This window comes from Oscillibacter sp. 1-3 (genome assembly GCF_000403435.2).
Lineage (GTDB): Bacteria > Bacillota > Clostridia > Oscillospirales > Oscillospiraceae > Oscillibacter.
On the sequence record NZ_KE159707.1, the window covers coordinates 149,788 to 171,904 of the forward strand.

General features: G+C 63.5%; 21 protein-coding genes and 1 riboswitch. Of the genes, 9 read left to right on the forward strand and 12 right to left on the reverse strand.

Annotation, left to right across the window (positions count from 1 at the left end; translation table 11 throughout):
- Positions 1-9: 9 nt before the first annotated feature.
- From thyX to C816_RS07145, 5 genes are all read left to right on the forward strand, one after another.
- Complete coding sequence (thyX, locus tag C816_RS07125; RefSeq protein WP_016321716.1) at positions 10-663, forward strand: FAD-dependent thymidylate synthase; 654 nt, start codon at positions 10-12, stop codon at positions 661-663.
- Between the two features lie 169 nt (positions 664-832).
- Positions 833-1,081 (forward strand): hypothetical protein, encoded by a 249-nt coding sequence (locus C816_RS07130; protein ID WP_016321717.1) that lies wholly within the window; start codon positions 833-835, stop codon positions 1,079-1,081.
- Positions 1,082-1,274: 193 nt separating this feature from the next.
- Positions 1,275-3,167: a BMP family ABC transporter substrate-binding protein gene (locus tag C816_RS07135; RefSeq protein WP_016321718.1), complete on the forward strand. Its 1,893-nt coding sequence runs from the start codon at positions 1,275-1,277 to the stop codon at positions 3,165-3,167.
- The gene (locus tag C816_RS07140; protein WP_016321719.1) at positions 3,164-3,778 is read left to right on the forward strand and encodes a metallophosphoesterase family protein; all 615 of its coding nucleotides are present in this window, start codon (positions 3,164-3,166) and stop codon (positions 3,776-3,778) included. Before C816_RS07135 ends, C816_RS07140 begins: the two co-directional genes overlap by 4 nt.
- A gap of 266 nt (positions 3,779-4,044) precedes the next feature.
- Entirely contained in the window at positions 4,045-4,902 is an 858-nt protein-coding gene (locus C816_RS07145) for a hypothetical protein (RefSeq protein WP_207636900.1), read from the forward strand.
- 94 nt (positions 4,903-4,996) lie between these two features.
- Here the strand turns inward: C816_RS07145 and cdd are convergent, their stop codons facing one another.
- The 7 genes from cdd to C816_RS07180 all read right to left on the reverse strand — a co-directional run bounded on the left by cdd (position 4,997) and on the right by C816_RS07180 (position 9,320).
- A complete protein-coding gene (gene cdd / locus C816_RS07150; protein ID WP_016321721.1) occupies positions 4,997-5,389 on the reverse strand; it encodes a cytidine deaminase in 393 nt (130 codons plus the stop codon).
- A gap of 17 nt (positions 5,390-5,406) precedes the next feature.
- On the reverse strand, positions 5,407-5,727 hold the full coding sequence (locus C816_RS07155) for a hypothetical protein (RefSeq protein ID WP_016321722.1): 321 nt from the start codon (positions 5,725-5,727) through the stop codon (positions 5,407-5,409).
- Positions 5,724-6,020, reverse strand: a complete 297-nt coding sequence (locus C816_RS07160) for a hypothetical protein (protein WP_016321723.1) — start codon at positions 6,018-6,020, stop codon at positions 5,724-5,726. Before C816_RS07160 ends, C816_RS07155 begins: the two co-directional genes overlap by 4 nt.
- Before the next feature lie 11 nt (positions 6,021-6,031).
- The gene (locus C816_RS07165) at positions 6,032-7,270 is read right to left on the reverse strand and encodes a polysaccharide deacetylase family protein (RefSeq protein ID WP_016321724.1); all 1,239 of its coding nucleotides are present in this window, start codon (positions 7,268-7,270) and stop codon (positions 6,032-6,034) included.
- Positions 7,271-7,438: 168 nt separating this feature from the next.
- Positions 7,439-7,795 (reverse strand): stage V sporulation protein AE, encoded by a 357-nt coding sequence (spoVAE, locus tag C816_RS07170; protein ID WP_016321725.1) that lies wholly within the window; start codon positions 7,793-7,795, stop codon positions 7,439-7,441.
- A 60-nt stretch (positions 7,796-7,855) separates the two neighbouring features.
- Positions 7,856-8,590, reverse strand: a complete 735-nt coding sequence (ymfI, locus tag C816_RS07175) for an elongation factor P 5-aminopentanone reductase (RefSeq protein ID WP_016321726.1) — start codon at positions 8,588-8,590, stop codon at positions 7,856-7,858.
- Between the two features lie 145 nt (positions 8,591-8,735).
- Entirely contained in the window at positions 8,736-9,320 is a 585-nt protein-coding gene (locus C816_RS07180; RefSeq protein WP_016321727.1) for a helix-turn-helix domain-containing protein, read from the reverse strand.
- A gap of 213 nt (positions 9,321-9,533) precedes the next feature.
- On the opposite strand from C816_RS07180, the gene C816_RS07185 reads away from it, so the two are divergent.
- The gene (locus C816_RS07185; protein WP_016321728.1) at positions 9,534-10,124 is read left to right on the forward strand and encodes a TetR/AcrR family transcriptional regulator; all 591 of its coding nucleotides are present in this window, start codon (positions 9,534-9,536) and stop codon (positions 10,122-10,124) included.
- 490 nt (positions 10,125-10,614) lie between these two features.
- On the opposite strand, the gene C816_RS23525 is transcribed toward C816_RS07185, so the two are convergent.
- The 4 genes from C816_RS23525 to metK all read right to left on the reverse strand — a co-directional run bounded on the left by C816_RS23525 (position 10,615) and on the right by metK (position 13,970).
- On the reverse strand, positions 10,615-10,926 hold the full coding sequence (locus tag C816_RS23525; protein WP_016321729.1) for a hypothetical protein: 312 nt from the start codon (positions 10,924-10,926) through the stop codon (positions 10,615-10,617).
- Positions 10,923-11,252 (reverse strand): hypothetical protein, encoded by a 330-nt coding sequence (locus tag C816_RS24490; protein ID WP_207636901.1) that lies wholly within the window; start codon positions 11,250-11,252, stop codon positions 10,923-10,925. Before C816_RS24490 ends, C816_RS23525 begins: the two co-directional genes overlap by 4 nt.
- A gap of 226 nt (positions 11,253-11,478) precedes the next feature.
- Positions 11,479-12,720 (reverse strand): hypothetical protein, encoded by a 1,242-nt coding sequence (locus tag C816_RS07190; protein ID WP_016321730.1) that lies wholly within the window; start codon positions 12,718-12,720, stop codon positions 11,479-11,481.
- A gap of 62 nt (positions 12,721-12,782) precedes the next feature.
- Complete coding sequence (gene metK, locus C816_RS07195; RefSeq protein ID WP_016321731.1) at positions 12,783-13,970, reverse strand: methionine adenosyltransferase; 1,188 nt, start codon at positions 13,968-13,970, stop codon at positions 12,783-12,785.
- 85 nt (positions 13,971-14,055) lie between these two features.
- Positions 14,056-14,148, reverse strand: a riboswitch (SAM riboswitch).
- A gap of 190 nt (positions 14,149-14,338) precedes the next feature.
- On the opposite strand from metK, the gene C816_RS07200 reads away from it, so the two are divergent.
- Positions 14,339-15,217 carry a hypothetical protein gene (locus C816_RS07200; RefSeq protein WP_016321732.1) on the forward strand — a complete coding sequence of 293 codons (879 nt, stop codon included), beginning with the start codon at positions 14,339-14,341 and terminating at the stop codon, positions 15,215-15,217.
- A gap of 40 nt (positions 15,218-15,257) precedes the next feature.
- Here C816_RS07200 and C816_RS07205 read toward each other — a convergent pair whose 3' ends face one another.
- Positions 15,258-15,863: a DUF1349 domain-containing protein gene (locus tag C816_RS07205; protein ID WP_016321733.1), complete on the reverse strand. Its 606-nt coding sequence runs from the start codon at positions 15,861-15,863 to the stop codon at positions 15,258-15,260.
- 160 nt (positions 15,864-16,023) lie between these two features.
- Here C816_RS07205 and C816_RS07210 point away from each other — a divergent pair, with 160 nt between their 5' ends.
- Together C816_RS07210 and C816_RS07215 are read left to right on the forward strand one after the other, a co-directional pair.
- On the forward strand, positions 16,024-20,823 hold the full coding sequence (locus tag C816_RS07210; RefSeq protein ID WP_016321734.1) for a nicotinate-nicotinamide nucleotide adenylyltransferase: 4,800 nt from the start codon (positions 16,024-16,026) through the stop codon (positions 20,821-20,823).
- 26 nt (positions 20,824-20,849) lie between these two features.
- A complete protein-coding gene (locus C816_RS07215) occupies positions 20,850-22,100 on the forward strand; it encodes a Rossmann-fold NAD(P)-binding domain-containing protein (RefSeq protein ID WP_016321735.1) in 1,251 nt (416 codons plus the stop codon).
- Positions 22,101-22,117: the final 17 nt, after the last annotated feature.

Here is a 22,117-nt window from a genome sequence, read left to right on the forward strand (position 1 = left end):
AGAATTTACATGATTATCCAGAAACCGGCGGTGGAGGTGCTCAGCACAGAGAGCTACGAGGACATGCTCCGGCGCATCGAGCGCATCGGCCGCGTCTGCTATAAAAGCGAGGACCGGATCGAGGAGGGGTCGGCGGAGAAATTTATCCGGGGGATCATCCGCCGGGGCCACGAGTCCGTCATTGAGCACGGGAGCATCACCGTGAAGTTCATCTGCGACCGGGGCGTGACCCATGAGATCGTCCGCCACCGCATCGCCAGCTACTCCCAGGAGAGCACTCGGTACTGCAATTACGTCAAGGAGAAATTCGGCAGCCAGATCACCTGCATCGACCTGGCCACCGGCTTTCGCTACGACCTGAACGACGAGACCGACCGGAAGAAATACGACGTGTGGCAAGAGGCCATGGAGAACGCCGAGCGCAGCTATTTCCAGATGATCGAGCTGGGGGCCACCCCCCAGGAGGCCCGGTCCGTCCTGCCCAACTCCCTGAAAACGGAGCTGGTGGCCACCATGGATCTGCGGGAGTGGCGGCACTTCTTCCGCCTGCGGGCGGACGCGGCGGCCCATCCCCAGTGCCGGGAGGTGGCGTGCATGCTGCTGGAGCGGTTTGCGAGGGAGTACCCCGTGTTCTTTGCAGACCTCCTGGAGGCGGAGGGATAACGGCAGGCATATCGGGCAGAACAGATTCGCCGCCCTCCGGGAAACCGGAGGGCGGAAATTTTTTTCGCCCCATGTCACATTTTGGCAGAACAGAACGTCACAGTGTCCAGGGAGAGACGGTAACAAGCTGATTTGCTTGCAGGCTTTGGACAGTCCCGAGGACCGGACAATGAACAGGGCGCGGTGCATATGGCCTTCCTCAGTCCGGCGGAGCACAGTCTGCCGCAGTCTCTGGGGCTTTGGGCCAAGCATCGGCGATACGTTCAGCTTCATCCGTGTTCCCGCGGGGAAGAAGCCGGCGCGGGCCTTCCGAATCGATGAAAATCAGTCTCTGGAAAGCCAGCTCACTTTACAGGCCGTCACATTTACCCATCAGGACATTGAGCTGGCCGCCGAGCAGTACCGCTTTGGCAAGTGAGATGTTACCTGGAGTCCCCAGGGGCCGCGCCGTGGGCGCGGCCCCTTTTCGACTCTCCCTCCGTCAAAACAGCTGGATTTTCCCTCCGCCGCCCCGCGAAATTTGGACTGAAAAACGTCAAAGAATCCTTGTATTCCACCGGAAAATCCGATAGAATCATGGGGAAGTAAACGATTAAACAGGAGGCGATCCTATGAGCCGGCAGGAGGCCGCGGTACAGTACGCCGCCGCGCTGAAACAGGGCCGCAAGACCTATCACGACTGCGTGCTCCGGGGGCGGTACCCCTATCCCCAGGTACTGGACGAGATTATCAGCGAGACCATGGTGGCCGGGCAGGTGGACCTGGGTGTGGTGGAGATCCCCATCGACCAGATCAAGGGCACCAAGACGGCGGGACGGCGCACCGCCTTCGCGGCGGACTTCATGCCGCTGCTGGACCCGGACACAGAGTTTGGCACCAAGTGGATGGACCTCTGCGCGGCCCACCTGGGGGACGAGGGCATCCGGGAGCCCATCCGCTGCTTTGAGTACCTGGGCCGCTTCTATGTCCAGGAGGGCAACAAGCGGGTCAGCGTGCTCAGAAGCTACGGCGCGCCGGTGATCCCCGGCTACGTGACCCGGATGGTGCCCGTGTGGTCCGAGGCCCCGGAGATCCTGGCCTATTACGATTTTATGGAGTCCTACCCCCGGACGAAGCTCTACCGGGTGCGGTTCAGCCGGGCGGGCAGCTTCCAGAAGCTCCAGAAGGCCCTGGGCTACGAACCGGACCACGTGTGGACCGACGACGAGCGGCGGCGCTTCACCGCCGGGTATACCTACTTCCAGGAGCCCTTCCGCAAGCTGGGGGGTGGGGAGCTCAATATCACCACGGCGGACGCCCTGCTGGTGTGGCTGAAGGTCTATGAGTTCGATCAGCTGGTGTCCCTCTCCACCGCAGAGCTCACAAAGAGCATCAAGGCCGTCTGGGCGGACATCAGGGCCCTGACGGAGCCCATCGAGGTCAAGACCGACGCGCCGGAGCCCAAGGACAGCGGCCTCCTGGGCCGCCTCTTCAAGCCCGCCCACCTCAACGTGGCCTTTGTCAGCGACCAGCTGCCAAAGCACAGTGACTGGGCCCGGGCCCACGACCTGGGACGGCAGTACCTGGAGGCCGTCATGGGGGAGAGGGTGACCACCCAGGTCTTCGACGGCGTCCGTCCCGACGGCGAGGCCGAGGCCGCCATGGAGGCCGCCATTGAGAACGGGGCCCAGCTGATCTTCGCCGTCACGCCGCCGCTGATCGGGGCCTGCCGCAAGACGGCGGCCCGGCACCCGGACGTGCGGATTCTGAACTGCTCGGTCTCCATGCCCTACGCCGGCGTGCAGACCTATTACAGCCGGATCTACGAGGGGAAGTTCATCGCCGGGGCGATCGCCGGGGCCATGAGCCGGGACGGGCGCATCGGGTACGTGGCCTCCAGTCCCATCTTCGGCGTGCCCGCCAGCATCAATGCCTTCGCCCAGGGGGCCCAGCTGACCAACCCCGGCGTGCGCATCCTCCTGCGCTGGTCCTGCGTGGAGGAGAACGCCATGGAGGAGCTGGCCCGGCAGGGGGTCACCCTGATCTCCAACCGGGACATCCCCACCCCGGACCGCATCCGGGAGCCCTGGGGCTTGTGCCGGGTGGAGGGCGGAAAATTCCACGCCCTGGCCTCTCCCTACTGGCACTGGGGCAACGTCTACACCAACCTGGTGCGCAGCGTCTTCAACGGCGGCTGGGAGGTCCTGGGCCCCAGGGGGAACCAGGCGGTGAATTACTGGTGGGGCATGAACAGCCGCGCCATTGACATTTTGCTGGGGGAGAGCCTGCCGGCAGGCATCCGGCAGCTGGCGGAGATTCTCCGCCGGGGAATCATCGACGGGTCCATCCAGCCCTTCCAGGGGGCCACGACGGAGGAGATTCTCCACATGGACCGGCTCAGCGGCTGTGTGGAGGGCAGCATCCCCGCCTATGAGGACCTGCTGCCCATGGCCCGGTCCATCGTCCGGCTCCAGGGCGTCTATCGGGAGGGCATTCCTCCGGAGAAGGAGGACCCCATCCTGTGAAGCTGCTGCTGATCTCCGACAAGGAGTGTCCCGCTCTCTGGGACTTCTACCAGCCAGGGCGGCTCAAAGGTGTGGACATGATCCTCTCCTGCGGGGACCTGAACGCCAAATACCTCTCGTTTCTCGTGACCATGGGCGGGATGCCCCTGGTCTACGTCCACGGCAACCACGACAAGACCTATGACCGCAACCCGCCGGAGGGGTGCGACTGCGCGGAGGACCGCATTCTCCGGGTCAAGGGGCTGCGGATTCTGGGGCTGGGGGGGAGTTACCTGTACAGCGGCGGCCCCCACCAGTACACCGAGCGGCAGATGGAGGCCCGAATCCAGCGGCTGCGGTTCCAGCTGTGGCGCAGCGGCGGCGTGGACATCGTGCTGGCCCACTCCCCCATACGGGGCTACGGCGACGGGGAGGACTACGCCCACCAGGGGTTTTCCTCCCTCCTGCAGCTGGTGGACAAGTACCAGCCGAAATACCTGATCCACGGCCACGTCCACGCCAACTACGGAGCCGACCTGCCCCGGGTTTTGCGGCGGGGGGAGACCACTATCATCAACGCCTACGAGCGGTTTCTGCTGGACACGGACAACCCGCCCCAGCCAGACCTTTGAGGCGTCTTCCGGAGCCAGCTCAGATCTGCCCGGGAAGTGTCCTCTTCGCAGATTTTATGCAGGGGCGCAGCCGAAAAGCAAAATCGCGGATGATAAAATGCGTGGTTGGACACTTCCTTCGCCCAGGAGTGTCTTGACCGGGCTGGCGGGCTGTGCTATAATTGGAAACACCTGTATTTTATCCATCTGCAAAGGAAATAGGAGGACTGCGTGTCATGCGGATCAAGAGGAAACTTGCGGCTTGCCTGCTCTGTGTTCTGACTGCTGTGTCATTGGTTTTTCCGGCCTCCGCCCATGGCTGCGGGCGCCATGGCGGGCACCATGGCCAAAATACTGTTGCTGTCCAGCCTGCCGTCATAACCGTCTGCCCGGCGGGGGGCTGCACCGCCGCCGGCCGGCACAGCCACGGCGGCACGGTCTACTGCGGCTATGCCCACGCAGGCGGAGTCTGCGACGGGAACTGCCGCGCCCTCTGTCCGGTGGAGGACTGCGCGCTCACCGGGCGGCACACCCACAGCGGCGCGGTCTATTGCGGTTACGCCCATGAGGAGGGCTTTTGCGACGGAGACTGCCGCGCCCTCTGCCCGGTGGAGAGCTGTGCCGTCAGCGGGCGGCATACCCACAGCGGCGCGGCGTACTGCGGTTACGCCCATGAGGAGGGCTTTTGCGACGGAGACTGCCGCGCCCTCTGCCCGGTGGAGAGCTGTGCCGTCAGCGGGCGGCATACCCACAGCGGCGCGGCGTACTGCGGTTACGCCCATGAGGAGGGCTTTTGCGACGGAGACTGCCGCGCCCTCTGCCCGGTGGAGAGCTGCGCCGTCAGCGGGCAGCATACCCACAGCGGCACGGCGTACTGCGGCTACGCCCATGAGGAGGGCTTTTGCGACGGAGACTGCCGCGCCCTCTGCCCGGTGGAGAGCTGCGCCGTCAGCGGGCAGCATACCCACAGCGGCACGGCGTACTGCGGCTATGCCCATGAGGAGGGCTTTTGCGACGGAGACTGCCGCGCCCTCTGCCCGGTGGCGGGCTGCGCCGTCGACGGACAGCACAGCCACAGCGGCACGGTCTACTGCGGTCTCCATCATAGCGGCGGCTTCTGCGACGGGAGCTGCGCAGCGGTGTAAGCGGTCCGCCCTGCCGGCGAGGCGCTTGTACCTGACGAAAAAACCAGCGGCATGGAGCTGAGCTCCATGCCGCTGGTTCGCCTTTTGCAGCGGTTCAGTCCAAAGACTCCGGACCGAAGCTGTACGGCAGCAGGTCCGGCAGGGTAAAGACCGTCTCCTCCCCCGCGCCGTTGAGACAGACGACCTCCAGATCCGGGGCAAACTCCCGCATCACCTGGCGGCAGATGCCGCAGGGGGCGCAGAAGTCCTCTCCCCGCCCGGCGATGACGATGCAGCGGAAATGGGTGTGCCCCTCCGCCACGGCGTGGGAGATGGCGTTGCGCTCGGCACAGATGCCGGCGGGGTAGGCGGCGTTCTCCACGTTGCAGCCGGTAAATACCGTTCCGTCCTCGCACTCCAGCGCCGCCCCCACGGGGAAATGGGAGTAGGGGCAGTAGGCCCGGTCCAGCATGGACATGGCGGCGGCTTTCAGTTCCTCTCTTGTCACGGTGATCTTCCTCCTTGTCATTCTTCGCTTCGGGAGACATACAGGACGGTGACTGTGCGTTCATCCGCAGTTCCCGCGTCCATGGACTCCGTATCATAATATATCGTGATGCCGTGGAGCCGGTCCGGCCAGTAGACATCGCAGAGGCCGTCCCATTTGGTGGTCACCTCTCTGTGGGGATCGCCCCAGGCGGCGTGGACCTCCTCACGGGTATGGCCCTCCAGAGCAAGGGAAAGCCTGGGAGACAGGCCGGCCTCCTCCAGAGGGGGGATCTCCTTGACCGGGCAGGAGATATACTGTACCGGGACGGTGTAGGAATCGGCCAATCCCCGGTTCATGGGTTCATGGGTTCCGGGTCATAGTATACGGTGATGCACATGCCGCTTTCCAGCTGGTAGATGTCGCCGAAGAAGCCGGAGAGAGACCCGTCCGGCTCTCCCCAGGCATTCAAAATGTCCTTTCGGGGAAGTCCCAGCAGGGCGGCCTCCGCCGCCTCCCAGCCCATGATGGGCAGCTCCTCCGGGCCGGGCAGCCCCGCCGGGGCGGGACTCCCGGCCAGCAGGATCGCCGCCGCCGTCACCGCCGCCAGCGCCGCGGCGGGAGGGGTCCGTCCTCTGAAAAACGCTCTCATACGGGCTCCTTTCACTCCCAGAGGATCTCCCTCTGGGGCCGCGCGTCCACATCCATGATGTCCTTGGCGTCGTAGAACTGTAAGTACCGCTCCCGGGAGCGGCGGAGGGTGGTGCCGTCGGGGTGGAGGCGGTCGCAGATCACGGCGCAGATGTCCTTCTTGATAAAGCTGAAGCTCTCGGTGCCCACGGAGCAGAACACCCGGAACCCCTGGCTCTGGAGATACTGGAAGATGGGGCCGGTCTCGGTCCAGTCGTTGCCGTCGGGCCGCGCGCCGTGGGGATAGTACAGGATCGGCGTCTCCCCCACCAGGGAGCCCACCTCGTCAAGCCACTTCTGCGTATCCGTCTCGACGGTCTCCAGGGGCTTTTTGGCCAGGTTGATGTGGCCCCAGGTGTGGCTCCCGAAGGTCCAGCCGGTGCGCTTGAGCTCGGCGATGATGGGCTTCACCGCCTCCCGCTCCCGCTGGCGGTTGGCCTCGTGCTCGGCGGACTGGTCCTCCCGCTCCGTCTGAGTGCGGTAGCCCAGGATGCCGCAGTACCCCGTCAGGCTCAGGCTGGCCTTGGCGCCGAAGGGGGAGAAATCCGGATGCTCCTCCACAAATTTGTCCAGCATGGGAATGGCGTCCAGATCCCGGCTGACCACCTCGCCGCCCTCGGGGTTTTTGCCCCAGGAGGTGATTTTGCCGTCGTCGCCGATGATGAGCTTGTAAGTAAAGCCGTTTTCCAGCATGTAGGGGTAGTAGTTGGTATCGTCGTAGGAGAAGATCACAGGCTTTTTCCCCTCGGGGAGGTAGAGGGTGTTGCGGACCATTTTGGGCTGGCCGTCCTCTCCCGTGGTCTCGCTCCATACGTCGCCGATGTCCACCAGCACGTACCCCTTGTCGTAGACGCTTTGGAGGATCTTGGTGAACTCGTCCGCCGTGACCATGTAGTCGTCAATGCCGTCGGCCTGGGCGTCCCCGTCGAAGGCCAGCTCCGGGTACGCCACCACCGGATGGAAGAACAGATGCTCCACGATCCCGTCCCAGGCGGCGTAGGGCACGCCGTCCCGGCTGCCGCCCTCCGGCATTACCGTGGGGTCCAGAATCTCGTAGGGCTCGGGCTCAGGTTCCGGCTCCGGTTCGGGGGTCTCGTTCTGGACGGGGGGCGCAGAGTCCTCCTCCGGAGACGCGGCGGGAGGCGTCTGGCCGCAGGCGCTCAGGGACAGTAGAAGGGCCAGCAGGAGGAAAAGGGCAGTAAAACGGGGCATCGAAAAAACGTCCTTTCTGTCGAATTTTCTGACAGATACAGTATGACAGAAATGGCGAAAAAAAGAATCACAAAAAAGTGACAAAATAAAGACAAAATCTGGGTGAATTGTTACAATTGCGAAAGGCCGCCGGAGGGGAGCGCCCCCTCCGGCGGCCAATGTCCGCAGCTACCGCTTGTCCCCCGGTTTGAAGATCAGCGCCATGACCACGCCGGCCGTCACCGCCATGGTAATGCCGCCGGCCGTGGCGCTGAGGCCCCCGGTGAGAATCCCCAGCCAGCCCTGTTCGCCCACGGCCTTTTTCACACCCTTAGCCAGGGCATGGCCGAAGCCGGTGAGGGGCACCGTGGCCCCGGCGCCGCCCCAGTCCGCCAGAGGCTGGTAGAGCCCCAGGGCGCTGACCAGCACCCCAACCACCACATAGCCCGTCAGGATGCGGGCGGGGGTAAGCTGGGTCTTGTCGATCAGAATCTGGCCGATGGCGCAGAGGATGCCGCCGCAGAGAAACGCGTTGAGATATTCCATATTTCTGCCTCCCATGGGATTTTTCCTCAGTGTTTCCCAGGAGGGCGGAACTATGCACGCTCAGACAATGAAGCCGCCGTCGGCGGAGAGCACCTGTCCCGTGACGAAGGAGGCGCCCTCCGAGGCGAAAAAAGCCACGGCGTGGGCCACGTCCTCCGGCGTGCCCAGGCGGCCCAGGGGCGTCTGCTCCGCCAGATCCCGCAGGGTCTCCCGCCCCAGGACCTGCACCATGTCCGTGTCGATGACGCCGGGGGCCACGCAGTTCACCCGGATGCCGGAGGGGGCCAGCTCCAGGGCCAGGGAGCGGGTCAGGCCGATGAGGGCCGCCTTGGTGCAGGCGTAGGCCGTCTCGCAGGAGGCTCCCCGGAGACCCCAGATGGAGGAGATGTTGACAATGCACCCCCGCTTCTCCGAGATCATGTGGGGCAGGACGGCCTGAATGGCGTTCCGGGCGCCCCCCAGGTTTACGTCCAGGTACCGCTCCCACAGCTCGTCCGTGATGTCCTGGAACAGGCACTGGCCCGCCACGCCGGCGTTGTTCACCAGCAGCTCCACGGGGCCCAGGGTCTCCGAGGCGGCGCGAACCATCTCGCTCACGGCGGCGCGGTTTGCGACGTCGGCCCGGAAGGCCATGGCCGTCCGGCCCTCAGTGCGGAGGAGGGACACGGTCTCCTCCGCGGCCTCCCGGTGCTCCAGATAGTTGACGCAGACGGACCAGCCCTGCCGGGCCAGTTCCAGAACGACGGCCCGGCCGATGCCCCGGGAGGAGCCGGTGACCAGTGCGGAACGGTTCATAAAAACAGTCCTTTCGTGATGGGATTTCCTCTGCATTATACCAGCTTTTTCCGCGGATGGGAACAGGGAGTTTGGATGCCTCGCTCCCGGCCGTTCAATGAATGGAGAGCGGGCGGAGCGGCGTAAATTTCGTCTGGTCCTTCAGTTAAACCGGCTGGCAGAAGAGGCCGTGCCGGGAGCAGTACCACAGCAGACGGCCATGGCCGACGGCGGGGAGCCGTACCTGGAGGCCCCACTCCGGGTACTGCTTGCGGAGTATGAGGCTGTCCCCGGTCAGCAGGGCCGCGAAGGTGATGTAGTGGTCCTTGGACATGGGGTGGTCGGATGTGATGAAGAGGTCGTTTTCCACCGTCTCCACGGTGAGGCGGTCCTCTCCCTCTGCCTTTTGGGGCTGGGACGCCTCCAGCCGCTTGCCGCAGCAGGAGACGGCGGCGTCCGCCATGGCGGCGACCACGTTGCCGCAGTCCGGGCAGATATAGAACGCTGTTCTTTTCATGTTTCCTCCTAACGCCTCCCGGGCGTCCAGCTCCCCGGTGAGGAGCTGGTCCAGGCCGACGTGAAAAATATCGGACAGATCCGGCAGGAGGGACAGGTCGGGACAGCCCATGCCCCGCTCCCATTTGCTGACAGTCTTGTCGCTGATGCCCATCCGCTCCGCCAGCTGGCGCTGGGTCATTCCCCGCTCCTGCCGCAGGCGGCGGATCAGTCCTCCGATCTTGGTGTGGTCCATATGCCGCGCCTCCTTTTGATTTCCCAATCCGCTCTCCCCGCTTTTGCGCTCCCGGCCCTGCAAGGGCATCGGCGGCACGGCGGCGGGATCTGTCCGGCGGAGCTATTATACAGGATGCCTCTATGAAAAAGCAATCTACGCTCCGTAGAGTATTTTGATTTGCGCATTGCTCCGGGATGTGGTATGCTGGAGCAAAGAGAGGGGGGCGCGCCTATGCCGAGAAAAAATACCAGGAACACCAAGGGGCGGATCATCTCCGCGGCCTGGAAGCTGTTCTACGAGCAGGGCTACGAGGAGACCACCGTGGAGGACATCGTCTTTGAGTCGGAGACCTCCAAGGGGTCTTTCTACCACTATTTCGACGGCAAGGACGCTCTTTTGGGGACGCTGGCCAACGTGTTTGACGAGAAGTACGAGCAGCTGATGCAGGTCATGGACCCCGCTCTGGACGCCATGGAGAAGCTGGCGTACCTGAATCACGAGCTCTTCGCCATGATCGACGGCGGCGTGTCCATGGACCTGCTGGCCCGGCTGCTGTCCACACAGCTGCTGGCCCGGGGGGAGAAGCACCTGCTGGACCGGAACCGCACCTATTTCAAGCTGCTGCGGCGGATCATCGCCGAGGGCCAGCAGGCGGGGCAGCTGCGGACAGACCGGACCGTGAACGACATTGTAAAGGCCTACGCCCTGTGGGAGCGGGCCCTCTTATACGACTGGTGCCTCTGCGGCGGGGAGTACTCCCTGGTGGCCTACACCGACAGCGTGACGCCCATGTTTCTGGAGAGCTACCGGACGGACAGATAAGAGTTCTGGCCTTGTGGCAGGCGGTTTGCCGCCGTATGTCTGCGATGTGGTTTGCGGTATAGTTTATCTCTATTGCATATCCTAGAGCAGTTCCCGAAAATAATGAGAAAAAAGGAAGCGAGGACGGCAACGCAGTCATGCAATTCCCGGACCGCTGAACTTTTCCCGGTGTTTTGGGAAACTGCTCTAGGCCTTGTTTGAAAAATGGCGGAATGCCCAACGGCAAGAGATTTTTCCGTCAATCCAGGCAAATTTTTGCAGGCGGGCTGACGCCCGGCAAGAAAATTTAACGCAGAGTGGCGGATAAAGATCCGCCGTTTGGGCGTTTTGACTTTTTTCAAACAAGGCCTAATATTAAGCGTCTCAATCAGTACAACGGTATATTCTTCCCTTTTACCTTTCGTGTTGATCAAGGCATATAAATTTTTTTCATCAAAATGACTGAGAACAGTTATCCATAATGAGTAACCACCCGAAAAATGGGAGGTCGTTAGAAATTGAAATATGGCAGCCCGATATATTCTTTAGGCAGGCTATCTTCTCCAAACACATCGGCAAGTGTCGCAATCAGCATTGACTGTTCATCACAAATGTACTGATTCAAATAATCTATAAAATCTTTTTCAGAATAACATACACCCACCGTGCTGCCCATTTTAACACGATATCCTGCAGCATCGGGACTTTCATGCAACCAATGACAACAGAACTCTATGCAGTATTTTTCAAGGTTATCTGCCACTTTATCTGGAACACTGAATACACTTATCCCACTATCTGCACTTAATAATACATTTTTCATAAGTCCTCCGCAAATCTTAATTTATGATTCTTGCAGCGAAACCAATCTTTCGTTTCAAGCTGCGACTCGTGAAATTGCCAATGCCCGGCTCCATCAACGCAAAAGGCAAAAGGGCCGTATATTCCAAAAAAGGAAAGAGAACAATTTGCACCTGCCTGCCGGTCATCCGCGGTGAATAACCGCCCATTCGTTATTTTAGCGGAGCGAGAAATTGATAGGCGTTTATCGGCACGGAGGGTAAAAGGAAGAACGTTTTGCGTCAAACCTTTTTCACGAGGCCCCGCGCCTTCTGCAGCGGGAGCGCCCTCGCCATTTCCTGCGTACAAAGGGCGGGGCCCCGGAAATCCGGGGCCCCGTTCATCAATGATATAGTTGAAGCACTTGATGCGGATGTTCAACCAGCGGGTCGTTGACCCGCTGGACGGGCTTTGTCCGTGTGCTTCACCTATAAAGTCAAACACACAACCGCTTACAAGGTCCCTGGTGGCAGCGGAACTGCCGCCAGGTTGAAAGAATCGTTCTGATTCTTTTCGAATGTGTTGACTATAAGCCTCATGAATATTGAAACCAAAGCCCTGTCAGATCCTCGATGAGTCTGGCGTTGACCCGGAGCGCTGGGAGCTTCTCATCCAGATAACAGGCCTGGCCATCCAGGAGATAGTACCAGCCTGCTTCGTCCTGGAAGTCATAGGAGAATTCATAGCGCCGCTGGCCGAAGACGCTTTCGGCGGTGAAGTGCTCCGGCGTTCCCTCCGGGTCCCGGCCCAGGCGGGAGAGGAGCTGGTAGAGACCGCCGTAACTGAGCTTGCCATAGTGCATTCCGATGCCCTGGAAGCGGATCTGCCAGGAGCGAAAGTCCAGGTAGATGGGCAGCCCCTCTCCCAGGCGGGTGGTCTCGGACTTCTCCGTCCGGGGCAGGTCGGGGTAGAGGGCGGCGTTCTCCGGGGAGTCGTTCCGCAGAACCACGGCATAGGGGTAGTGCGTCCTGCGGTTTTCATACCAGAGCCAGGTCTTTTCGGCAAAGGCCTCCTGCTCCTCCGGGGTATAGCCGGGGCAGGGGAGGTTGTAAAAGGCATAGTAATATGCCAGCATATAGCCGCACCGGCCCACTATGTTCCGGTAAACCTCGCCGGGGTCCGCCAGTCCCTCCGCCGTAGTACAGCGAATCCAGGCCCGGTCCTCCATGGAGCCCAGGGGCAGGGGACCGCCGGTGAAGCCGCAGGCCACCGCAGGGAAGTACCGGGTATGGGGCTGCGCGCCGTACCAGGCGCAGAAGTCCTCCAGCTGTTTTGCTGCCCGGCGGACCTCCTCCATGTCGGAAAAGGTCATTTCAAGATCATCGTCCCAGGTGTCCAGAGGACCCTGGTACCGGGGCGCGTAGTAGGCCCAGAGGGAGGCGTTGAGGTTGTCGGAGAGCTCATAGCCCGCCGGGATGGGTATGGCGGAGGGGGCGTACCAGCCGCTTGTCACCTGGAATACCATCTCCGGCATATCGTCAAACCAGCAGTCCCAGACCCGGAGGGGGGCGGTGTGGTCCGGGTCCGGCGCCTCGTAGTGTTTCCGGGCCGCGGAGACGTCCTCCCCGGGGCAGAGGGTCTGGAGGTAGGCCAGAACCTCCCGGCGGCTGTGGGGCAGGCCGTGGTCATACAGGCAGCCGTGGAGAAGCCCCAGAAGCAGCGCCCCGCAGAGAAGGATGGCCAGCGCCGCCTTCACCGCCAGCAGGCCCAAAAGCCCCGCCGCACCGCCGCAGAAGAGAGCCAACGCTCTCCCCAGGGTCTGCAGGCGCTTCTTCATAACAGGACCTCCTGATTTGGAAAGAGGGCGCTCTGTGTCTTACAGAGCGCCCTGCGTGTTTTTTACACGCCCGCGGCGGCCTTCAGGGCCTCGGCCCGGTCAGTCTTCTCCCAGGTCACGCCCAGGTCCTCTCGGCCCATGTGGCCGTAGGCCGCCAGCTTGCGGTAGATGGGCCTGCGCAGGTCCAGGTCCCGGATGATGGCGGTGGGCCGCAGGTCAAACACCTTGCGGACGGCCTCCTCCAGTTTGCCGTCGTCCACGGCGCCGGTGCCGAAGGTATCCACCAGGATGCTCACCGGCTGCGCCACGCCGATGGCGTAGGCCAGCTCCACCTGGCAGCGGCGGGCGAGGCCGGCGGCCACGATGTTCTTGGCCACCCACCGGGCGGCATAGGCCGCGGAGCGGTCCACCTTGGTGGGGTCCTTGCCGGAGAAGCAGCCGCCGCCGTGGGGGGCGCTGCCGCCGTAGGTATCTACGATGATCTTCCGGCCCGTGAGGCCGGCGTCCGCCGCCGGGCCGCCCTTGACGAAGCGGCCGGTGGGGTTGACATAGTACTTGGTGTTCTCGTCCAGCATATCGGCGGGGATGACCACCTTCACCACCTGCTCGATCATATCCCGGCGGATCTGCTCCAGGGTGACGTCGGGGTTGTGCTGGGTGGAGATGACCACGGTGTCCACCCGGACGGGGCGGTTGTTCTCATCGTACTCCACGGTCACCTGGCTCTTGCCGTCGGGCCGCATGTAGGGGAGAATCCCGGTCTTGCGCACCAGGGTCATCTGCTTGCAAAGCTTCTGGGACAGGGACAGGGGCAGGGGCATCAGCTCCGGCGTCTCGTCACAGGCGTAGCCGAACATCATGCCCTGGTCGCCGGCGCCGTGGCCCAGCTCGCTGTCCTCGCCGTTCTTGTTCTCCAGGGACTTGTCCACGCCCATGGCGATGTCCGGGGACTGCTCGTCCACGGAGGTGATGACGGCGCAGGTGTCGCAGTCAAAGCCGTACTTGCCCCGGTCGTAGCCGATGTCCCGGACCACCTCCCGGGCGATTTTGTCGATGTCCACAAAGCACTTGGTGGTAATCTCGCCCATGACGTGGATGAGACCGGTGCAGGCCGTGGTCTCGCAGGCCACGCGGCCCTGGGGGTCCTGTGCCAGGATGGCGTCCAGCACGGCGTCGGAGATCTGGTCGCAGATCTTGTCGGGATGTCCCTCGGTCACGGACTCGGAAGTGAATAAGTAGTGTCTTGCCATTGTGTTCGTCTCCTTTTCTGATTTGTCGCGGAGGCAGAAAAAACGCGCGTTTCGACAGGCGAAACGCGCGAAAAAATCTTTCCGCTCCTCATCTGTCGGTATCCGCCGGATTTGGCACCTTGAAGAACAGGTTGCCGTGGCTTCGCAGGGCCGGTCCCTCCGCCACTCTTGATAAGGGATTATGAAATTGTCATTACTCATTGTAGTCAGCTCCCGGGGATTTGTCAAGGACCCTTTTCTGGATTTTTTAGAAAAAACCGCTTTTTGACAACGTTCAAAAATTATACATGACTTTTCGCCGGAAATGGGGTATAATAATTTATTACTCTGTGTGCTTTTCCGAATTTTACCTTCTGGAGGGATTCCCTTTGAAAAAGCTCAACCGCGCGGTGGACCGCTTTGCGTACAGCCACCCCAATTTCGGCATCCCCAATCTGATGATGTACGTGGTCGTCGGCAATGTGATCGTGTACCTGCTGACCGTGTTCGCCGGGTACGGGGCCGTCAGCTTCCTGACCTTTGACTGGCACGCCGTCACCCGCGGGGAGATCTGGCGGCTTGTGACCTTCATCTTCTTTCCGGGCTACTACAGCCTGAACCAGGCCATCTGGCTGGTGTTCTTTCTCCACCTCTACTACATGATCGGCACCACGCTGGAGCGGGAGTGGGGCACGGCAAAGTTCAGCCTGTACTACATCTCCGGCGTGGTTTTGACAGTCGTCGTCGGCGCCGTCATGGGACTGGTCTCCGGCAGCGCCCGCATCGCCGGGGCGCATTACATCAACCTCTCCATGTTTTTCGCCTTTGCCATGCTGTATCCGGACACCCGGTTCCTGATCTTCTTCATCATCCCGGTGAAGGTGAAGTGGCTGGCCTGGATCGACGCGGCCTACTTCGCCCTCCAGGTCCTGCTGAGCCTGCTGGGCGGGAACCTCCTGGGCGCCCTGCTTCCCGTCATCGCCATTTTGAACTTCATCGTATTTTTCTGGACCAACATCACCGACGAGATCGCCTGGCGGCGGGGGTGGGCGAAACACCAGACCTCCCACCAGACCATCCAGTTCAAGGCCGCCGCCCGGCAGCAGAAAAAGCGGGAGGAGGAGCGGGGCTACCGCCACAAGTGCGCCGTCTGCGGACGGACCGACACGGAGTGGCCGGACCTGGAGTTCCGGTACTGCTCCCGCTGCCAGGGGTACCACTGCTTCTGCCAGGAGCACATCTTCAACCACGTACATTTTAATGAGTGAACATACAAAAGGCCGCCCCTTGGGGCGGCCTTTTGTATGTTCAGTTTGAATCCGGCGGCTGTCCGTCGTGGGCCTTCCATTGGCATTCCATCATCTGCATATTGGAAAATACCGCTTTGAAAGAAGACGCTTCCGGCGAGCAGGCATAAATGCCGAACCGGATTTTCCCGGCCCCTTTCCGCATATGGCAGACCCGCATCTGGTCAAACTGCATGCCGTCCAGAGAGCATTCCACACGGTAATCATCGCCCCGGCGGCTAAAACGATACCACATGGATTTTATGGAGGCATCCATCACAGTGGTCGCCCAGTCAGAATACCCCTCGTTGGTCACAACGCTGCCCAGGTGCTGATAGTCCCCGTTTTCATACTCCACGGATGCCTTCAGCCAATTTTCACTGTCAAGATACATCACAATGCCGCACTGGTCAAACCGATGGCAGCTGTCCGCAAATTCTGTCTTTACAACAAAGCTGAAATACGGATTATCCGTCTCCGCTTGAAACACTGGCGCGTTGTCATTTTGAAAATGATAATATGTCCGCTGCCACAGATCGGTATGCGGCCTGGTGACGATTTCCACCCTGCCGTTTTCGATTTTCCAGCTCTGCGGCTGTCTTGTCCATTGAAACTCCGTCATATCCATTCCCCGATACCTCCTCCGATGAATGACAGTCCCAATTTTAACATAGCTTTCATCTTTGTTTCAAGCCAGCCGCCAAAATTTCCGCTTCCCTCCCGCCGCCGGATGCGGTATAATGGGAACCATCAATCCACCTCCCCGCGGGCGGAAAGGAGCAAACACGATGGATCAGGACAAGGCCCTGCGCATCCGGCTCGTCGAGACCTTCAACGACCGGGCGTTTTTGAAAAAACTGGGGTTCACCCGCAAGGACATCCGCCGGATCTTCGGCGCCGCCGACTGGAAGGCCATGCTCGCCCCCCTGCTCCCCATCCGGGAGCGGCTGACCTGCGCCCAGGCGCTGGCCTCCTTCCGCCCGGTGCTGGACGCCCTGGCTCCGGAGCCGGAGGAGGGCTGGCTCCGCTGCGCCTACCAGGTGGCGCTGTCCCTGCTCTACCCCCGGGCGGACGGGGCTCACACCTCCGCCCAGTGGGACGGGGCGCTGTGCTTCCTCCAGTTCCTCCAGGTGCTCTTTGACGCCGAGCGGCAGGCCCTGCCCTTCGACCCCTGGCTGGACTTCGCCTTCTGCACGGAGGAGGAGCTCTCCGGCAGCGCCGTCGCGGCGGAGTACCGCCTCTTCCAAAAGCGCCTGCGGATGGAGTACGTCTACGAGCTGCTGCGCCTGGGCCGGGAGGCGACGCCCTTCAAGACCCTGGAGCACATCGCCGGCGTCCACCACGCCGCCATGACCGTGGCCCGGGCCTTCAAGGCCGGGGGCGGACGGATCGACCTGGGGCTCATGAGCGGCGCCGCCGCCGCCCACGACATCGGCAAGTTCGGCTGCAGGCCCGGGGAGCGGGTGCCCTACCTTCACTACTACTACACCGACCAGTGGTGTACCCGGCGGGGCCTCGCCTCCATCGGCCACATCGCCGCCAACCACTCCGTGTGGGACCTGGAGATCGAGAACCTGTCCTCGGAATCGCTGGTGCTGGTGTACGCCGACTTTCGGGTGAAGCAGTCCCGGGGGGCGGACGGCGGGGAGATCGCGGAGCTCTTCTCCTTAAAGGACGCCTTTGACGTGATTTTAGACAAGCTGGACAACGTGGACGACGCCAAGCGGCGGCGGTACCAGTTCGTCTACGCAAAGCTGCGGGACTTTGAGGAGTACCTGACCTACTTCGGCGTGGACACCACCCTGGAGACCCCCGGCGTGCCCCCGGTCCTCCGGCGGGACGCGGCCCTGGCCTCCCCGGACGAGGTGGTGTACTACCTGCGCTACACCGCCGTGGACCACAATATCCGCCTGATGCACCGCCTGAGCCGGGAGCACCTGTTCCTGGCCACGCTGGAGGCCGCCCGCAGCGAAAAGGACGCCGGACGGCTGCGGGCCTATGTGTCCATCTTCGAAGAGTATTTCACCTACTGGAGCGTGGGCCAGAAGGAGCAGACCCTGGACTTCCTCTATGAGCTGCTGCTGTCGGCGGACGGCGACATCCGCCGGCACGCCGCCGCCCTCATCGGAAAAGTGCTGGCGGGCTTCCTCTCCGGCTATAAAAAGGAGCTGCCCGCCGGGGCAGCCCCGGACCCCCTGGAGGAGCGGCCCTTCCAGCTGTGGGCGGAGTATCTGGAAAAACTGATTCACCCGGACCGCCGCCTGACCCCCCGCCAGACCAGCATGATCCGCTACCAGGCCAAGACCGCCGTGGACGCGCTGCTGGGGGAGTGCTCCGACAAGGACGCCCCCCGCTTTGCCGCGGAGCTGCTGCGCCAGTACCAGGACCCCGCCGCGGCGGAGCCGGACGAGGCCTTTGTTCTAATGGACGCCGTGATGAACGCCCCCCTGGAGCGGGCGGACCCCGGGGCCTATGGCACCCTGACCGCCTTTGCCGCCTGGTGGCTGGACCGGGGCGAGGCGCCCCAGAAGGCCGCCGCCCTGCGGCTGTTCCGGCACCTTTTGAGCTTCCTGCCGGAGACGGCGGAGGAGCGGCAGGTCATTGCCGCCGCCGTGGAGGCGGCGGACTGCGCCGCCAGCGCGCCGCTGCTGTTCCTCCAGGTCCAGCTGGGAACGCGGCTGGGACTGGACCTCTCCTCCAAAAAGGCCCTGCTGGGCCGTCCCGGCACCGCCAGCGCCGTATCCCTGGACAATCTCAAGACCGCCACGCCCTGGATCTTAAAGGCTGCCGGCGTGGAGTACCTGCTGGACCAGGTGGAGCGGGACGGCGGGACCAACGCCCTTCACATCGCCACCCATTTCTCCAACCTCATCAAGGTCAGCGAGCACGTGGTGGTGCGGCGGATGGCGGGGGCGGCCCTGCTGTCCATCGCCCCGGTGCTGACGCCGGACCGGCGCAACGAGATCGCCGTGGAGATGTCCAAGGCACTGGAGACAGGGCAGGCGGAGATCTCCAAGTACATCCCGGAGTACCTGGGCCAGTTTGTCCTGTGGCTGACGCCCCGGGAGCTGGACGAGGTGGTGGTTCAGATGGCCGCCCTCCTCTCCTCCCCCAACACCGACGTGGTGGCGGCGGCCCTGTCCACCGTGGGTGCCATGCTGGAGCACTACACCGTCTACGCCGGCCGCTTCGGCGAGGGGGACAGCGCCCGCCGCCGGCGGATGGCGGGGCTCCTCCTCAAGGGCCTGGCGGACCGGCGGGAGGCGGTGCGGCAGGAGGCCCTCCACATCCTGGGCAGCCTGTTCGCCTCCCGGGCCCTGGGCTACGACGAGAAGACCGCTCTTTTCACCTTAATCAGCAAAAAGCTGCTGTTCCTCATCGGCGAACAGCCGGAGGAGGAGCTGACCTTCTTCTACACCGCGGCGTCCCTCTCCCACATCTACCGCTTCATCGTTCTCCACAAGATCCAGAGCGGGCCCTTCCAATTTGAGATCCCGGACAAGGCCGCCTTCTTCCCCGGCACCTTCGACCCCTTCTCCCTCAGCCACAAGGGCATTGTTCAGGCCATTCGGGACCTGGGATTCGAGGTGTATCTGGCGGTGGACGAGTTCTCCTGGTCCAAGAAGGCCCAGCCCTCCCTGATCCGGCGGCAGATCGTCAGTATGTCCGTGGCGGACGAGTTCGACGTGTACCTCTTCCCCCATGACATCCCGGTGAACCTGGCCACCCCCGCCGACCTGGAGCGGCTGCGGCAGGTGTTCGCCGGGCAGGCGCTGTACCTGGCGGTGGGGTCCGACGTGGTGGCGGGCGCCTCCTCCTACAAGGCCCCGCCCGCTCCCGGCTCCGTCCACCATTTGAACCACATTGTCTTCCGCCGCTCCAGCGACGCCGAGGGCCGGGAGATCGACGCGGACCTCTCCTGCATCCTGGGGGATGTGTTGCAGCTCCAGCTGCCCACCCATCTGGAGGACATCAGCTCCACCCGCATCCGGGAGAACATCGACCTGGGGCGGGACATCTCCAACCTCATCGAGCCCTCGGTGCAGGACTATATCTACCGCAACAGCCTGTACCTGCGGGAGCCCCAGTACAAGCAGATCATCCGGGCAGGCTTCCTGCGCATAGAGCAAGCGGAATGCCCGGACGCCGCCTTGTGGGAGGAGCTCCGCGCCATGGCCGCGGCGGAGCGCCGTCCCCTCCCGGAGCCGGACCCCCGGGACAGCGTTCTCCTCCTGCGCCGCATGGACTCCGGAGCGCGGATTCTGGGCTTTTTGACCCTGCGGACTGTCAGCGACCGGGACCTGTACGGCGCCTTCGGCGACGAGGACCTGGCTGACGCGGTGCGCTGCCGTGCGGCAGGGCGGGTCCGCCTGCTGACGGGCCTGTGCCTGGCCCGAATTCCCGGCCGCAGCTACGACGCAGGCCAGCTTCTCTTGACGGAGGCCCTGTCCCAGGCCATGGGCGAGGACTGCGGCTACGCCGCCTGGTACGGCCCCGCCGCCGGGGAGGAGCTGCTGGACCTGCTGGCCCGGCAGGGATTTGTCCCCATCGCCGGCACGGCGGAGCGGCCGCTGCTGCTGGTGGACATGCGCTCCCCGGCGGTACTGCTCCAGAACATTCCCACTACGCTGAAAGAGCCCTTTTCCTCCGATCCCCAGGTGCTCACGGCCATCCGAAAGGCCCACCACCAGCTTCAGCGGGCCATCTGCGGGCTGTATCCCGGGGCGCTGGTGCTGTCCCTCAACGCCGAGGTCATCTACCACCGGCTGGTGGGGAAGCTGACGGAGCTCAACGGCGTGCCCGCCGAGCCCACGTCGCCCCGGGTGCTGGGACCCAAGATGTGCGTGCCCTTCGGCAAGATCCTGCGGGGCAGCGCCGTGCCCAATACCGTCACCAAGACCGTCCACACCGACAAGGTCTTCGCCCCGGATCTCAAGTCCTTCACCATTGAGGCATTCCCTGGCTACGCGCCGCTGGAGAGCCAGATCCGCACCATCCGCTCCTTCCGCCGGCCCGTGATGCTGGTGGACGATCTGATTCACTCCGGCAACCGCATCCAGGTCCTGGACCCCCTGTTCCGACGGGAGGGCGTGGACGTCGAGTGCTGTGTGGTGGGTCTCCTCTCCGGCCGGGGCCGTGACCTGATGGCCGCCCGGGGCCGGGAGGTGGACAGCGTCTATTACATCCCCAACATGCGGGCCTGGTTTGTGGAGTCCACCATGTACCCCTTCATCGGCGGCGACACCGTGGGCGGGGCCCGGGCATCCGTGCCGGGGCTGACCCCGGCAGTGAACCTGATTCTGCCCTACGCCTTCCCGAAATTTTACAAGGAGTGCGGCCGGGAGGCGGTGTTCGCCTTCTCCATGGCCTGCCTGACCAACAGCCGGGACATTCTGCTGGCGCTGGAGTCGGCCTACCGGGAGCGGTACGCAAGGAACCTGACCCTCTCCCGCCTCAGCGAGGCGGTGATCCTGCCCCTGAGTCCGGACAAGGGGAACTGCCTGCTCTACGACGCCAGCCTGCCGGCCTCCATGTGCCTGCAAAACGATTTGAAGATGCTGCTGCGGATGCGGGAGCTGCTGGAATAAGGGCAAAGATGGGAGATTAAAGAGCTATGTACTGGTACACCGTCAACGAAAAAACGGCCGCCTCGTATGCGCCGGAGCTGCCCCTTCCCCCGGCGGAGCCGGGGGCGCCAGAGCTGTTTTTGGTCCGCGGGGACCCCGCTCTGCGCCCCGCCGCCTGGCGCGTGACGGACCCCCGCCAGCTGACGGCGGAGCGCGCGGATGTGACCTGGCTGGACCCCCGGCGGATGGGGGACAGGCCGGAGCTGCCGGAGGCCGTCTCCGCCGCCATTGCGGCAGGCCGCCTCACCGGCGTGAACCTCCGGCATCCCCGCTGGCGGCGGGCCCTGGACTTTACCGCCCCCAGGCCCGAAAAAAAGCGGGTCCACCTGCTGGCGGTGGGGGACGTGGGGGGCACGCTGCTGACGGCGCTGAAACTGCTGGGCGGCGATGTGGTCTCCTCCGTCGGCATCTGCGACCTCAGCGAGAACACCGTGGCCCGGTGGGTCACGGAGATGGGCCAGATTTCCTGGCCCTGGGACTATGACGCGCTGCCAGAGGTGGAGTCCGTGCCGCCGGAGCGGCTCTTTGACTGCGACGTATTCATCTTCGCCGCCGCCAGGGCCATCCCGCCGGTGGACAGCGGCGTACAGGACGTGCGCATGGCCCAGCTGGAGGCCAACCGGCCCCTTGCGGAGCGGTTTGCCCGGCAGGCCCGGGCGGCGGACTTCTGGGGGCTCTTCATCGTCCTCAGCGACCCGGTGGACCAGCTGTGTGTGGCGGCCTGGCGGGCCTCCAACCGGGATGAAGGCGGCAATTGGGACGGCCTGGGCCTTCTCCCCGAGCAGGTGCAGGGCTTTGGCCTGGGGGTGATGAACGCCCGGACGGCGTACTTCGCGAAAAAGGACCCCCGGTTTGCCGCCTTCCTCACTGAGGGCCGCAGCTTCGGCCCCCACGGCAAGGGGCTGGTGATCGCCAACGGCCTGGAGCGCTACGATGATAAGCTCTCCCGGGAGCTGACCCGCCTGACCCTGGAGGCCAATCTCCGCATCCGGGAGCTGGGGTTTAAGCCCTACGTGGCCCCCGCCGTGTCCTCCGGGGCCATGCAGCTGCTGCTGAGCCTGCGGGGGGAGTGGCACTGCGGCTCCGTGCCCCTGGGGGGCGTGTGGTTCGGCTGTAAGAACCGCTTTACGGCCCGGGGGCTGGAGATTGAGACGCTGGAGATGCCGGACCCGCTCTTTGCCCGCCTGCGGGAGACAGAGGCGGCGCTGCGGGCCCTCTCGCCGGAGGCGGCGTCGTGAGCCGGAGGCGGAAAACC